The 14,489-nt window shown below is 66.1% G+C and carries 15 protein-coding genes; 2 read left to right on the forward strand and 13 right to left on the reverse strand.

Annotated elements, in window-relative coordinates; translation table 11 throughout:
• Positions 1–610 (reverse strand): phytoene/squalene synthase family protein (locus ACK4SV_RS14520; protein ID WP_409918564.1); only part of this gene is annotated, 610 nt, incomplete at its 3' end.
• A gap of 63 nt (positions 611–673) precedes the next feature.
• Here ACK4SV_RS14520 and ACK4SV_RS14525 point away from each other — a divergent pair.
• Positions 674–2,155, forward strand: a complete 1,482-nt coding sequence (locus ACK4SV_RS14525; protein ID WP_409918565.1) for a phytoene desaturase family protein — start codon at positions 674–676, stop codon at positions 2,153–2,155.
• Here the strand turns inward: ACK4SV_RS14525 and ACK4SV_RS14530 are convergent.
• The 9 genes from ACK4SV_RS14530 to ACK4SV_RS14570 form a co-directional block, all read right to left on the reverse strand.
• Entirely contained in the window at positions 2,122–3,672 is a 1,551-nt protein-coding gene (locus ACK4SV_RS14530) for a phytoene desaturase (protein WP_409918566.1), read from the reverse strand. The genes ACK4SV_RS14525 and ACK4SV_RS14530 overlap by 34 nt on opposite strands.
• Before the next feature lie 18 nt (positions 3,673–3,690).
• Complete coding sequence (locus ACK4SV_RS14535; protein WP_409918567.1) at positions 3,691–4,992, reverse strand: DUF3422 family protein; 1,302 nt, start codon at positions 4,990–4,992, stop codon at positions 3,691–3,693.
• 58 nt (positions 4,993–5,050) lie between these two features.
• Positions 5,051–5,950, reverse strand: coding sequence for an alpha/beta fold hydrolase BchO (bchO, locus tag ACK4SV_RS14540; RefSeq protein ID WP_409918568.1), 900 nt, complete (start codon positions 5,948–5,950; stop codon positions 5,051–5,053).
• 14 nt (positions 5,951–5,964) lie between these two features.
• Entirely contained in the window at positions 5,965–7,746 is a 1,782-nt protein-coding gene (locus tag ACK4SV_RS14545) for a VWA domain-containing protein (protein WP_409918569.1), read from the reverse strand.
• A complete protein-coding gene (gene bchI / locus ACK4SV_RS14550) occupies positions 7,743–8,756 on the reverse strand; it encodes a magnesium chelatase ATPase subunit I (RefSeq protein WP_409918570.1) in 1,014 nt (337 codons plus the stop codon). Before bchI ends, ACK4SV_RS14545 begins: the two co-directional genes overlap by 4 nt.
• 132 nt (positions 8,757–8,888) lie before the next feature.
• A complete protein-coding gene (locus ACK4SV_RS14555; RefSeq protein WP_409918571.1) occupies positions 8,889–9,482 on the reverse strand; it encodes a c-type cytochrome in 594 nt (197 codons plus the stop codon).
• Between the two features lie 85 nt (positions 9,483–9,567).
• Positions 9,568–10,107, reverse strand: coding sequence for an isopentenyl-diphosphate Delta-isomerase (gene idi, locus ACK4SV_RS14560; RefSeq protein WP_409918572.1), 540 nt, complete (start codon positions 10,105–10,107; stop codon positions 9,568–9,570).
• Positions 10,108–10,176: 69 nt separating this feature from the next.
• Entirely contained in the window at positions 10,177–10,461 is a 285-nt protein-coding gene (locus ACK4SV_RS14565) for a hypothetical protein (RefSeq protein WP_409918573.1), read from the reverse strand.
• 89 nt (positions 10,462–10,550) lie between these two features.
• Complete coding sequence (locus ACK4SV_RS14570; protein WP_409918574.1) at positions 10,551–11,258, reverse strand: TerB family tellurite resistance protein; 708 nt, start codon at positions 11,256–11,258, stop codon at positions 10,551–10,553.
• A 213-nt stretch (positions 11,259–11,471) separates the two neighbouring features.
• Here ACK4SV_RS14570 and ACK4SV_RS14575 point away from each other — a divergent pair, with 213 nt between their 5' ends.
• Positions 11,472–12,026, forward strand: coding sequence for a fasciclin domain-containing protein (locus ACK4SV_RS14575; RefSeq protein ID WP_409918575.1), 555 nt, complete (start codon positions 11,472–11,474; stop codon positions 12,024–12,026).
• A 71-nt stretch (positions 12,027–12,097) separates the two neighbouring features.
• Here the strand turns inward: ACK4SV_RS14575 and ACK4SV_RS14580 are convergent, their stop codons facing one another.
• The 3 genes from ACK4SV_RS14580 to ACK4SV_RS14590 all read right to left on the reverse strand — a co-directional run bounded on the left by ACK4SV_RS14580 (position 12,098) and on the right by ACK4SV_RS14590 (position 14,472).
• Positions 12,098–13,072 carry a hypothetical protein gene (locus ACK4SV_RS14580; protein WP_409918576.1) on the reverse strand — a complete coding sequence of 325 codons (975 nt, stop codon included), beginning with the start codon at positions 13,070–13,072 and terminating at the stop codon, positions 12,098–12,100.
• A gap of 68 nt (positions 13,073–13,140) precedes the next feature.
• Positions 13,141–14,019, reverse strand: coding sequence for an S-methyl-5'-thioadenosine phosphorylase (locus tag ACK4SV_RS14585; RefSeq protein WP_409918577.1), 879 nt, complete (start codon positions 14,017–14,019; stop codon positions 13,141–13,143).
• Positions 14,020–14,031: 12 nt separating this feature from the next.
• Positions 14,032–14,472, reverse strand: a complete 441-nt coding sequence (locus ACK4SV_RS14590) for a GNAT family N-acetyltransferase (protein ID WP_409918578.1) — start codon at positions 14,470–14,472, stop codon at positions 14,032–14,034.
• Between the last annotated feature and the right edge of the window lie 17 nt (positions 14,473–14,489).

Below are 14,489 nucleotides of genomic sequence, written 5' to 3' on the forward strand. Positions count from 1 at the left end.
CCTTGGCGATGGAGGCTTCGGTGACGCCTGCTTCGAGCAGCCAGTCCTGCGGCAGGTAACAGCGGGCATGGCGCGCATCCTCGCCGATATCGCGCGCAATATTGGTCAGCTGCATAGCGATGCCGAGGTCGATGGCGCGGGCGAGTGCCTCCGGCGAACGCACGCCCATCACCAGCGCCATCATGACACCGACTGTTCCGGCGACGCGCACGCCATAGGCCGCAAGATCGTCCAGCGAGGCATAGCGGCGCCCTTCGGCATCCCAGGCGAAGCCTTCCAGCAGGGCGGCAGGGACCGCCTTCGGGATGGCGTGCACAGCGACGACCCAGGCGAAAGCCCGGTCCACCGCATTATCCCAGGGCTTGCCCGCATAGGCCGCATCAAGGCGCTGATGCAGCTGGGCGAGCGCCTTTGTGGGATCGGCGCCGTCATCGACCTTGTCATCCGCGATGCGGCAGAAGGCATAGAGCGCGCGGGCGGCGGCGCGCACATCCTGCGGCAGGAGGAGCGAGGCGGCGTGGAAGCTCTTCGAGCCTTCACGGATGATGCGCGCGCAATCCGCCAGGTCTGGCTCTGCCGCGCGCAGGTCTGAAGGGGCCGGATCTGCCATTGTCCACATGGTTTGACATTAAGCCCTGTCAGGCCGACATTCGCAAGCGGGATGCGCGACCATGTGATCATAATCGGCGCGGGCGCCGGGGGGCTGGCGGCGGCGATCCGGCTGGCGCGCGCCGGAAAGCGCGTGACGCTGGCCGACCGGTTTGCGCGGCCGGGCGGGAAGATGCGCCAGGTGGAGGTTGGCGGGCAGCTCATTTCCAACGGGCCGACCGTGTGCACAATGCGCTGGGTGGTGGACCTGTTGCTGCGCGAGGGCGGGCTTGATCCGGAGGCGGAGCTTCAGATGACGCGCGCGCCGCGCCTTGCCCGCCATGGCTGGCTGGACGGGACGCGGCTGGACCTGTTTGCAGAGGCAGAGGCCTCGGCGGCGGCGATCGCAGAGGCATTCGGGTCGCGCGAGGCCGACAGCTTCCTGCGCTTTGCGCGCGCAGCGGCGGAGACGCATGACATCCTGAAGGAAAGTTTCATGACGGCGCCGAAGACCGGGCCGATTGGCCTGATGGGGCGCATCGGCTGGCACCGCCCGCAGGCGATCCTCGCCACCTCGCCCTTCCTGAGCCTTGCCGCCGACCTGAGGCGATATTTCAGGGACCCGCGCCTGATCCAGCTGTTTGCGCGGTATGCGACCTATGTCGGCTCCTCGCCCTACCTCGCGCCCGCAACCCTGAAAGTGATTGCACATGTGGAGCAGGACGGCGTCTGGCTGGTGGAGGGCGGGATGCCGGCACTTGCGGCAGCGCTGCTGAAGGGGGCAGAGCAGCAGGGCGCCGTGTTTCGTCCGCAGTCTGAGGTTTCGGAAATCCTGGTCGATGGCGGCGAGGCACGGGGCGTCCGCTTCGCGTCTGGTGAGACATTGATCGGGGGCGCTGTCGTGTTCAATGGCGACCCACAGGCGATTGCCTCTGGCCTTCTGGGGACGGAAGTATCGGGCGCTGTTCCTGCCCTGCCAGCGGCGCGGCGCTCGCTCGCGGCGGTTACGCTTTGCGCTGTGGGACAGACATCCGGATTTCCTCTGGATTACCATACGGTGCTGTTTGGCGATGACTATCCCGATGAATTCAATGCAATTTTCAGGCGGCGCGAGATAAGAGATTCCCCCACAATCTATATCTGCGCCGAAGACCGGCGGGCGGGCAATCCCGAAGGGGCGGAGCGATTGTTCTGCCTCGTCAATGCGCCCGCGACGGGGGACGTTGCCGGGGCAGACCTCGCGCACCCCGGCTTTGCGGAATGGGTTTGCCAGCAACTGGCGCGCCACGGCCTTTTTGTCCGTATGGATACGAAGACAGCGAAAGTGACCACGCCTGCAGATTTCCACGCGGCCTTTCCGGCGACGGGAGGTGCGCTCTATGGCGCGGCCAATCACGGGCCGTTTGACAGCTTTCGCAGGCCGGGCGCGCGCAGCCGCCTGAAGGGGCTATACCTCGCAGGCGGCGGATGTCATCCGGGCGCGGGCGTGCCGATGGCGATGATTTCCGGGATGCTGGCCGCTGATGCTGTTCTTCAGGATACGGAGGTTCTGGCCGCCGCGCGGTAATCTGCCGCCTCCGGCAGAAGATCAGCGACGATCTTTGCTGACGACAGCACACCCGGCAGGCCTGCGCCCGGGTGGGTTCCGGCGCCGGTGAGGTAAAGGCCTTCAACCTCCTCGCTCTTGTTGTGCGGGCGGAACCAGGCGCTCTGGAACAGTTTAGGTTCCAGCGAGAAGCCGGCGCCGAGATGCGAGAGATAGCGCGATTCAAAATCGGCTGGTGTGACGAAATGCGATGTCACGATCTCTGCGCCGAGGCCAGGCAGCACCGTTTCTTCAAGGCGTTTCTGGACCTTGGCGCGGTAGGCTTCGCCGAGCGTTGACCAGTCATCGCCGGAGGCAAGGTTTGGCACGGGGCTCAGCACATAAAACGTGTCGCAGCCATCGGGCGCCAGGCCGGGATCGCTCGCGGTGGGGCGGTGGAGATAAAGGCTGCAATCCTCCGCGAGCGAATGATTCTGGAAGATGTCATCCAGCAGCCCGCGATAGCGCGGCCCCATCAGGATCGTATGGTGGCCGACATCCTCAAATCGCCGTTTCGTGCCGAAATACCAGACGAACAGGCCCATCGAGTAATCGGACTTCTCGATTTTCCGGTCTGTCCAGCGCTTGCGCGGCAGGTGGCCGAGCAGGCGCCCATAAGTCCAGGCCGGGTCGGCGTTCGAGACGACGGCATCGGCCTCGATCCGCTCTCCCGAGGCGAGTTCGACGCCCGAGGCACGTCCCCCTTCCGTCAGGATACGGCTGACTTCGGCATTGCAGCGCACTTCGCCGCCGGCCGCTTCCAGCACTCGCACCATACCCCGCACGAGCGCGCCCATGCCGCCCTCGGCATAGTGGACGCCAAACCGGCCTTCGAGATGCGCGATCAGGCAGTAATAGGCGGTGGTTGTGAACGGGTTTCCGCCGACCAGCAGCGGATGGTAGCTGAACACCGTGCGCAAGTGGGGATGCCGGAAATAACGGCTGACTATTCCGTAGACGGATTTATAACCTTCGAGGCGCACGAGGTCTGCCATCGCGGAAGCGGTGAAGGGAATCGAGTGGAACGGCTTGTCGGCCAGCTGTTCAAATGCGACGCGGTAAATCTCGCCGCTCTTTTCAAGGAAACGGTCATAGCCCGCCACATCGCCCGGATCGAAGCGCGCGATTTCGCGGCGCATGGCCTCACGGTCGCCGGAATAGGTGAAGGTGGCGCCATCATCGAAACGGATACGGTAGAAGGGATCGCAGGGCCGGATCGTCACATCCTCCTCGATGCGCGCACCTGCCGAAGCCCAGACATCGGCGAGCATCTGCGGCGCAGTGATGATCGTCGGGCCGGCATCGAAGGTGAAGCCGTCATGGCGGTAGACCGAGGCGCGCCCGCCCGGCGCGTCTAGCCGTTCCAGCACGGTGACCCGGTATCCCTTGCCGGCAAGGCGCACAGCAGCCGCAAGGCCGCCAAAGCCGCTGCCGATGACGAGGACTGAGGGTCTCGTGTCCCCGCCCCCGCCTGCGAAATATCCTGCGCTTCCGTCCATTCCCTCGTCCTCTTCCTGTCAGCCCGGCGGCGGCGCGCCGCGCTTTGCAAGTTCCCGCCGTGTGTGGATGACACCGGCGATGGCGGCGCCGGCGGCGAGCGGCACGGCAATCCCCATCACCAGTTTGGGATCGACCCCCAGCCCCATCGCAGCGAGGCCGCCTGCGAGATAGCCGATGACGCCGACGACATAATAAGTGATCGCCGCAACAGAGAGCCCCTCGACCGTCTGCTGCAGGCGCAGCTGCAGTTCGGCCCGGGTGTTCATGCTCTCAAGGATCTGCCGGTTCTGCATCTGCAGCGCCTTGTCGACCTTGGCGGAGAGGAGCTGCGCGGCGCGGTCCACACGTTCAGACAGCGCAGACTGCCGTCCGGCCACGGACTGGCAGGTCTCCATGGCAGGCGCGAGGCGGCGATCCGTGAACTCCTGAAAGGTCTGCATGTCAGACAGGCGGTCCTCGCGCAGTTCTTCGATCCGTTTACGGACGAGAGAGTAGTAAGCGGCCGCCGCACCAAACCGGAACTGGGTCTCTGTATGGCTCTTCTCGATAGCGGCTTCGAGCGCCATCAGCCGGTTCAGCAACTTCGCCTCGTCATCGACCTCTGCCCGCGTCATCGCGGCGGTGATTTCGGAGAGCTCAGCCTCCCATCCCGACAGGCGGGGTACGAGCGCCTGCGCGACGGGCAGCGCCAGCAGGGCCATGATCCGGTAGGTCTCGATTTCCAGCAGGCGCTGGACGATCCGCCCTGTGTGCCAGGGCGTCATGTCGTTGTTGAACAGGAGAATGCGGGAAAATCCGTCCGCATGCAGCCGAAAATCGGTGATGGCGGTGCCGGTGCCGCCCGCGATGCCTGCGCCGATGAGGGCATTGCCGCTGAAATATTGATCCGTCAACTGATCATGCCGGGGCGCTTCCTTGCCTGCAGGGAGGATTGCGGCGTGGGTTGCCACGATCAGCTCCCCCGGCAGGGCGGCAAGCCATTCAGGCGGCGCGGATTCGATCGCCGCCGGCGAGAAAGGATCGCCGCTCTTCAGCGGGATGATGAAGGTATAGCGCGTGAACTCCGTATGCCGTTCCCAGACGAGGCGGAAATCCTTCAGGTCCACGCTGTAATGCTTGGCGCCGGGGCCGGGCGGGGTCGCGCCATAACGGCGTGTCAGGTCGGCGACGACGGCGAGGTCAGCCTCCGAATAGGGCCAGTTCGTCGTCAGCGCGATACAGGACAGCTTCACCGCGCCGGAAATTGGCTCCGGCGGGCGGGCATGTACCTCATGGCTGATCTGGAAACGCTGGGCGTGATTGTCCGGCATACGGATCATGGGATCTCCCTTGCTGCCGCAAGAGAGATGGCGCGAAATGATGTTTCGTCACGCGCGGTCATGCGCTGGCCTTTCGCCGGGAGGGGCCGGACTCTTTCAGCAGGCTGAACAGGAGGGTGGCCATGCCCTCCGGCGCCTCTTCATGCGCCAGGTGGCCAAGGCCGGGCACACGGCGCACTTCGGCGCAGGGATAGCGCCGGGCGATATCGTCGGCGAGCGAAGGCGGCACGGCGCGGTCGCCGTCGCAGGCCACCTGGACGAAGGACAGGCCCGCGCGCTGGAAGGAGGGCAGCAAGCCGGAAAGGTCCCAGCCGGCCATCATCCGCAGCGTGCCGCGCACATGGCCAGGGTCTGCAAACAGCCGCCGGTAAAGCGACAGGTAAGGCTCTGCCGGTTCAGAGCCGGTCGAGCGGATGAGCCGGGCAACCCGGCCGGGATCGCGCGCCGAGCGGGCCATGATGTGGGCAGCAAGCGGCGTTGCGGCGAGGCCTTTCGCCATCACCGGCCCGACAAGGCCGGTCACGCCGTCGAATGGCAATAGCGCGCCATTGAGGGCGATGACCTTGTCCGGCGGCGGCTGCATCCCGGTCGCCAGGCGCAGCGCAATCGCCGCGCCCGCCGAGTGACCGATCAGGATCGCAGGTGCGTAGTTCAGCTGCTGAAGCAGGTGGCCAATGGCCCGGCTCATCGCTTCAAGCGTCAGGCCGCCCTCCGGCATGCCGGTGGTGAAAGCGTGGCCTGGCAGGTCGAGCGCCAGCACCTCATAGCGCTTTGCCAGCAGCGGCAGCAGCCCGGCCCAGGAATGAGTGGATGCGCCGGTGCCTTGCAGCAGCAGGATGCGGGGTCCCCTGCCCGCCTGCTGGATATGCCAGGTCAGGCCGCCGCAGGTGATGAACCGGCTCGCCTCGCGGTTTGGCCAATCCGCCCCGTCCCGCTCCCAGTTCAACCGCCCGGCCATCTGCGCGCCCCGCCCTAACCGAGCAGAACGCTGCGCACCGTTTCCGAGACACGGCGGCCATCGGCAAACGGAAGCGGTTCGTAACTGGCGCCCATCTCTGCCGAGAGCTTCTGCGCCTGCGGACTGGGGCGGCGGGAAATGTCGAAGAACAGGACGGGCAGTTTCGCGGCTTTGAGCCGTGCGGCCACCCGGGCGGCGTCGGCCGCAGCAGCTTCGCGCCCGCCTTCGCCGGACAGGGCTATGTTTGCCTGGCCATCGGACAGGATCACGACATGCGGTGTCTGGCGGCGGCGCACGGCCTGGTCGGCCAGCCGGTGTGCTGCAGCAATTCCAGCGGCGAGCGGTGTGCCGCCGCCGCCGGGAAGGTGGGCAAGCGAGCGTTTGACGCGGGTGAGCGACCGGGTGGGCGGCAGAAGGAGGTCTGCGCCCTCGCGCCGGAAGGCGATCAGCGCGACGCTCTCGCGCCGGGAATAACAGCCGCTGAGCAGGTATTCGATGGCGCCCTTGGCTTCTGCCAGCCGGTTCATCGCGGAGGAGCCGGAGGCGTCGACCGTGAAGATCACGACCGCCTCGGAACGGTGGCGGAAACGCTGCAGGCGGAAATCGGTAGCGCGGACCGCAATGCGGTTGCCGCCGGGCGGAGGGGGGCGCAGGCGCTGCCAGGGCGCGGCGGCGCGCAGCGTGGCGATCAGGTCCAGCCGCCCATCGCGGCGCGGATCGCCGGGCCGCGCGGAGATGCGGCTGCCGCGCAGTTTCGATTCGATCATTTCGCCGGATTTGCCGGCTGCCGCCTCGCCTTTGCGGCGGGGGCCGCCAGCAGCCTGGCGCTGGGCCGTGTCGAGCAGGGCGCGCGTGCGCACGGCAGAGACAAGCAGTTCGGCAAGGTCATCCGCCATCTGGCCGGGATCGGCGGGCGGCGTGTCGCGGCTGTCTGTTTCCTTCGGCGGGGCTGGCGGCTGCGGCGGGGCAGCCTCGGGCGGAGCCGCCAGCGGCGGGAAGACAAGCGCCGCTGCATCAAGGATATGGTCTTCTTCGACGGAGGCTGCACCGTCCAGCGCGGCGAGTCCCTGCGCGGCGGCCAGCAGGAAGGCCGGCGGCCGGGCGGAGGCGATGCCGAGGGTCGCGGCAGCAGCGATCACCGACCCGATCAGGTCATCTGGTGCTGACATCGCCGCGAGACGCGCACGGGCGGCGGCAATTGTGCCGCCCGTATGCGCTGTCGGGGCCTCTGGCTGAAGGAAATGCGCGGGCAGGCGGAAGGCGGTGCGCGCCGCAAGCAGGTCCGGAACCCCCTCGCCTTCTTCCGCTGCATCGCTGAGCAGGATCAATGCAAAGCGCGCGGGCGATGCAAAGGACAGCCCCTCGCGCTCTGCCACGGCGAGACCGGTATCCATCGTGCGGGCGATCTGCGCTGCGATACGGCGAGTGAGCCGCTCCGCCATGGGCACGATGATCAGGCCGCCATCCGCCGCCGCGAGAAGGCCCGGCTGCGCAACGGGCCGGCCGGCGGCAAGGGTCGCGGCCAGATCGAGGCCGCCGCTCAGCCGGTCGTCACTGATGGAGGCGGGCATCCTGATCGGCTGCGGGGAGCCTTCCATCCAGCTGCCGAGACGGGCTGACAGCATGGCCGCAGCCTCCGGCGAGGCGCCCTCGACGATCACGCCGCCGAGCCTGTGCGGCATCAGCGCCAGCAGGGCGAGAATCCGGTCAGCCCGGCGCGCGGCTTCCTGCCGGAGCGCGGCATAGGCTTCGCGGCGTCCGCCACCCGGAAGGCGCGGGGGCGGTTCAGGTTTCATGAGACGAGCACGTCTTCCATCGCGCGTTCGACGCGGATGGCAGCATCGGTATCATCCAGCGGATCCTTGCGCAGCCGGTGGCGCAGCGAGGGTACGGCGACGGACCGGAGGATCGCTTCGGTGACGCAGGTTTCCCCATCCAGCGCAGCGCGGGCGCGGGCGGCCCGCATCAGGGTAAGCTCACCGCGCAGCCCGTCTGCGCCAAGGGCAACGCAGAGGCCGACCGCTTTTTCCAGCACTTCATCCGGCATCGTGACGCCCGGCAGGGCCTCGCGCGCGCGAACAATCCGCTTGCGGAGCGCGAGCGTCTGGCGCGACCAGCTGCGCACGAAGGCCGCTGGGTCGCGCTCGTATGCGTCGCGGCGCTTCACGATCTCGACCCGTTCGGCGAGGTTGGCGCTGCTGCGCACGTCAATGCAGAGGCCGAACCGGTCTAGCAGCTGCGGGCGCAGGTCCCCCTCTTCCGGGTTGCCGCTTCCGACCAGGACGAAGCGCGACGGATGGCGGATGCTGAGGCCTTCCCGCTCCACCACATTCTCGCCTGAGGCCGCCACATCGAGCAGCAGGTCGACCAGATGATCTTCGAGCAGGTTCACCTCGTCGATATAGAGGAAGCCGCGATGCGCGCGGGCGAGAAGGCCCGGTTCAAACCGCTTCTCGCCTTGCGAAAGCGCGCGCTCAAGGTCCAGCGCGCCGGTTATCCGGTCTTCGGTTGCGCCAAGCGGCAAGTCGACCACCGGCGCAGGGATGCGGGCAACGCGGCCCGGGCCGGAGCCTGCGCAGGCTTCGCACAGGCTTGCGCGGCGGTCAGGCGCACAATTGTAAGGGCATCCGTTGACGGCTTCGATCTCGGGCAAAAGCGCGGCAAGCGCGCGGATGGCGGTCGATTTGCCGGTGCCACGCTCGCCCAGCGCCAGGACGCCGCCGATCGATGGGTCAATGGATGCGAGCAGCAGCGCATCTTTCAGCGCCGCCTGGCCGACAATGGCCGTGAAGGGGTAGACGGTCACGGGCAACTTTCTGTCAATCCAAGCTTACATCAAGCCAGGTTGACACAAGCCTATGCCAAGCCGGACCATAAGAAAAGCCGCCTGACAGGAGTCAGGCGGCTTTTTGACGGGAAATCCCGGTTTGAAGCGCGATCAGGCCGGGTTCTTCAGATAGGCAATCACGTCCGCGCGGTCCTGCGGGTTGCGAAGGCCGGGGAACACCATGATCGTGCCCGGGATGTAGCGCGAGGGGTTTTCGAGATAGTCGAACAGGTTCTCCTCGGTCCAGATCACGTCCGAGTTGAGGTTGGCCTGCGAGTAGCGGAAGCCCGGAACCGTGCCGGACTCGCGCCCGACGATATTGTAAAGGGACGGGCCCGTGCCGTTGCGGCCTTCCTGCACGGCGTGGCAGGTCATGCACTGCGCGAAGACGCGCCGGCCCCGGGTTGCGTCGCCGGTATAGCCGCGGATTGTGCCGTCCGCCGAAGCCGGGGTCGGTTCAGGCGCAGCAGCCGTTTCGGTTGCCGCTGGCTCGGCCGTATCGGTTTCAGCCGTCTCTGTTTCAGCGGTGGGCACTTCGGCCTCGACGGTTTCAGTTTCGGGAGCGGCAGGCTCTTCCGTCACAGTTTCTGCAGCAGGCGGCGGAGCCGCAGGCGGCGCGGCCGGAGCGGTTTCAGAACCACCGCAGGCCGCCAGCACAAGTCCGATGCCGCCCAGAACGGGAATGGCCCAATTACGTGCAGTCAATTGCATCAGTTTCCTCCGTTAAACCACGCGCAAACCGCGAGGGTAGATCGCTGTGTTCCGGCGCCAAGGCCCCGGCCCGATTTTTTCATACTCTGGCACGCCATGTTGCCAGGGCATCTGCATGTTCTTTTATATAATGTACGAGCCAGGCAGCATACGCCTCGGGCGATTCTCGCACGGATTGGCGAAGCGCCTCAAGGCTGATCCAGGCAATGTCGGAGACTTCGTCCGGGTTGAGGACGGGCACATCCGATGTCCGGCCGAAATAGATGTGCGGGATTTCGTTCTCGATCATCTCATTGTCGAGATAGGCCACGTAACGGCTCTTGAAGCCGAAGGTCAGCGGTACGCGCAGGCCAATTTCTTCCACAAGCCTGCGCTCGGCCGCCTCGCCCGTCGGTTCGCCCGGGCGAGGATGGCCACAGCAGCTGTTCGCCCATTTTCCCGCAGAGTGATACTTCCCGGCGGCGCGCCTCTGGATCAGGCACCGGTCTTCAGCGTCAAAGATGAAGACGGAAAAGGCCCGGTGCAGCCGGCCCTCCTGATGAATCTGCCATTTGTCGCCCGGCGTGACCATGCGGTCCGCCTCATCGACCAGGATTACCTGTTCAAACTGGTCGTCCAAAGGCTTGCTCCTGCCGGTCGCCAACCAAAGCGTTACCAGTAGACACACACAACCGTCAATGCAGGTGGACTATTCGACCGTCCAACCCCGGGGGGTGCGGCGTGCTTCAAGTGTGACGCCGCCTTCAGCCGGGACAGTCATGGCAGCCGAGGCCCGGGGCCGCGATGCGAAGCGGATTGCGAGGGCAGCCGCAGCGAGCGTCAGGCCCGCCAGCGCCGTCATCAGGGCGGCCATGCCGGCGACAACGACAAGAACTGCGCCGATCACGAGCTGGGCAAAGACCAAGCCCGCAGCCCGCAAACCGGCGGATGCGTGGCGGAGAGGCGAAACGGGGGAGGACTGCACCTGAACCATGACACGCTCCTTATGCCCGCAAGATGGCGCTATGATGGCAGGGCGTCAACGCACCGGCCTGCAGGATTCGCGCCGGACGCAGCGGCAGCCTAGTCCTGGCGCACCAGAAGGCCGCGTTCTGCCCGGATCCGGGCATAGGCGGCGGTAATGGCCGCCGCCTTGGCATGGGCGGTTTCCTCAAACTCGCGGGGCGCACCCATCTGGACGACACGGTCCGGGTGATGATCTGCCATCAGCCGGCGATAGGCGACCTTGATCTGCGAAATGTCCGCGTCATGCGCCACGCCGAGCACGTGATAGGGGTCATCGCGGTCGGGACCGAGATGGCTGGCCCGGATTCGCCGGAAGGTCGCTTCGCTGAAGCCAAAGGCTTGCGAAACAGTTTTCAGGTATTCCATTTCCGGCTGCGTCACGGCGCCATCGGCGGCAGCGATCTGGAACAATCCGTCCAGCACGCCTTCCAGCAGGCAGGGCCGATGGCCATACCGCTTGCCGATCCGGCGGGCATAAGCCTCATAGCCGCGCACCGTCTGGCGCGCGAGATTGAACACCCGCCGGACGTTTTCCATCTCCTCCGGCGGCGCCCGGAAGACGCGGGAGAACGCCATGATTTCCGCGTCGGTCACCAGCCCGTCGGCCTTGGCGAGCTTGGCGCCGAGGCCCACAACCGCCGCCGTGAAGCCCACATCGTGCGGATCTGGCGCGCAGGCGGCGTCGGCATCATCCACGAAATCAGGCTCCGGCCCGGGGTCGAACAGGCGGCGGCCGCGATCCAGAAGGGTAGTCCACAAGCTCATGGTCAACCGCGAGTATAGCTCAACATATCAGACATTGGACAGTCAGGACTTCTGACAAGCCTGTGAAGCTGAACCGGAAACCGGGGTCCGGACGCGCAGCCAGGCGGATGGCTCCATTAAATCGCATCCATGAAATGAAACATTCTGTATTTCTCTGCGTATAGGAAACGTCCCGGAAGATAGCCGGGCGCCCAAGAGAGAAGGACATCCGACATGAAGATTCTCGCATCGGCTGCTGCGGCAGCCCTCCTGATCGCCCTGCCCGCCGCCGCTGGCCACCATGCGGACGGCAAGAAGAAAGAGGCAGGCTATGGCGATGCCCAGCTGACCTCAGGGTCCTACACACCTGCTGCCGGGGACATCGTTGAGACGGCTGCCGCGGCCGGCACATTCAACACCTTGCTCGCCGCCGCCGAGGCCGCCGGCCTTGCCGAAGCCCTGAAGGGCGACGGCCCGTTCACGGTGTTCGCGCCGACGGATGAAGCCTTCGCGAAGCTGCCGGAAGGCACCGTCGAGAGCCTGCTGCTGCCGGAGAACCAGGCCCAGCTGGCCGGTATCCTGCAGTATCACGTGATCGCCGGCGCAAAGGTCAAATCCGGTGACATCGCCGGCCAGCAACTGTCAGCCGGCACGCTCAACGGCCAGCTGGACATCGACGCGACGGACGGTGTCCGGATCAATGGCGAAGCCACAGTGATCGCCGCCGATGTGCGCGCAACGAATGGCATCATCCATGTGATCGATACGGTGCTGATCCCGGCCTCGTAAGCCGCCCAGCATTACCACGTTACCCCCGCCTGCCCCGTCCGGTCCGTCCGGGCGGGGCTTTTTTGTCTGTTTTAGGCGGAGCCGCGAGGAGGCTCATCCCCGTTGGGCGGGGGCGATGCGGGCACATCGGCCGGTTCTGGCGCAGGATCAGCCGCGAGGGGCTCGGGCCGCGGCGGACGTGGCGGCGGCTCAGCCGGGGAAAGGTCAAAATCGGGCAGGCGCTCGCCCTCGGCCTCAGCCGGGGTTTCAGCCTCAGCGGCCTGCTTCTTGCCGCCACCGAAGCCGCCAAACAGGCCGCGCCTCTTCGGCGCCGGCTCTGCCGCTTCGTCTTCGGCAGGCGTCTCATCGGGACGCACCCGGCGCTGGCCGAGGGGGCCGCGCCGGTCGGCATACCGGTCATATTGCATACTGTAGTATTCGTGCGCCGTATGGGTGAGCGGCCGGGGCGTCAGCGTCAGGCCATAAAGGCGCAGGCGTTCGACGACTTCATCGCGCAGGTGCATCCCGGGAAACACGTCACAGCGGAAGCCCTGCGCCTTCATCCAGTCGCGCACAGCCCAGCTGCGAGTGGATGGAGCCTCGGCGGGCTTCATGCCTTTGTGCACCTCCCACATGTAGAGGGCGGCAATCCCGTTGATCGCTGCGTCCATGGCGTCGTCGAGGGCGGTGCCTGGCTCACGCCCCTGCGCCAGCACAGCGCGCAGACCGAGCTTGCGGGCCTCAAGTTCCTGGTAGGTCGAGCCGACAACGGCAATTCCGTTGCGATTGGCGGAAATGAGTGAACTGTTGACACCATCGAGCTGCGGATGGCGGATCGGCAGCAACACATCCGGGCCGACCCCCGGATTGCCGGCGACCTGCGAAAGCTCGCTGACCATCCTCTGAAGATTGATCCGCATTTCGTGCGAAACGCCTTCCAGAGCCGAGAGGCGCCCAGCCCGGGCTTCCTCGCGCATTCGCCAGAGATGCCAGGCGACCAGGGTCATCAAGGCTATGAGCAGCCCCAGGCCGCCCGTCAGGAAGTTATAAAGCTGCGCTTCGCTCATTCTGAGTTCCCCCTGCGGCCTGCTCGTTCAAAGCAAACAGCACGCCAGATACGCTGACACAGAGTGTTCTAGACGCCGAGGGCGCGCGCTGCAATCGCCTGAAGCCGAATCACCATCGCCGGGTCGCGCGCCTCAGGCGCCGTGATCAGCGCAAAATCGAGGCAATGCTCTATCCCCTGAGGCGAGCCGGAACGTACCGTTCCATTCAGCGCGTTCGCCAGGTGCATGATTGCCCGGCGCGCCAGCGCAGTGTTCTGCGCCATTATCTCGAGCACATTGGAGACGCTGACTGCCTCGGTTTCCGCCCGCCAGCAATCATAATCGGTGACCATGGCGAGGGTGGCATAGGGCAGCTCCGCCTCGCGGGCGAGCTTGGCTTCCGGCATGTTGGTCATGCCAATGACATCGCAGCCCCACTGCCGGTAAAGGCGGCTTTCGGCGAGGGACGAGAATTGCGGGCCTTCCATGGCGAGATAAGTGCCGCCCCGGTGGACGCGCCCGCCTGCGGCCTCTGCTGCATCCGCAGCCAGCCCTGACAGGCGCGAACAGACCGGCGCCGCCATGGACACGTGCGCCACGAGCCCTGCCCCGAAGAAACTCTTCTCACGGGCGAAGGTGCGGTCGATGAACTGATCCGCCGCGACGACATCGCCCGGCGCATACTGCTCCTGCAGCGAGCCGCAAGCCGAGATGGAGAGGATGTCGGTGCAGCCCGCCATCTTGAGCGCGGTGATGTTGGCACGGTAGGGCACATCAGTCGGCGCCAGCCGGTGGCCGCGCCCATGACGCGGCAGGAAAACCAGCCGCACATCGCCGATCCGGCCCGCCACCAGCCTATCCGATGGCTTGCCCCACGGGGTGTCGATATCGAGCTCCTGACGGTCTTCGAGTCCGTCAATCGCATAGAGGCCTGAGCCGCCGATGATGCCAAGGGTCCAGTTTGTCATGGGAGTCAGTCCTCAGAAAATCTTCCGCATACCGAACGGCGGCGGGGAAAGCGGATTGAACGTGGTCAGGTCCACGTCCGCAGCAGGGGCATAACCGAGGCCAGCATAGAAATCGATCAGGCGCGGCTGGTCAGCCCGGATGGCGAGTTGGGCGCCTTGTTTGCCCGCTTGCATGCCGCCTGCCTCCAATCCGGCGAGAATGACGGCGCCCAGCCCCCGGCCCGTATATGACGGCAGCACGCCGATGCGCTTGACCTCCATCCAAGCTCCCTGCCCGCCCGGTCCCGGCACGGCCACCCAGCGGCCGGAGCCGATAGTCTCGCCGTCCTGCATCAGGATCACCGCGCCGCCCTTTGCGATCTGCGCAGCGACCGTATCAACCGTCTCACGGAACACGGTCGATTCGGGCGAGACGCGGCCGGTCCAGATCCGGCGCGTCAGGGCCTCAATCAAAAAACCATCCGCCGGGG

Origin of the sequence: Hyphomonas sp. (assembly GCF_046313735.1) — a bacterium.
Lineage (GTDB): Bacteria > Pseudomonadota > Alphaproteobacteria > Caulobacterales > Hyphomonadaceae > Hyphomonas.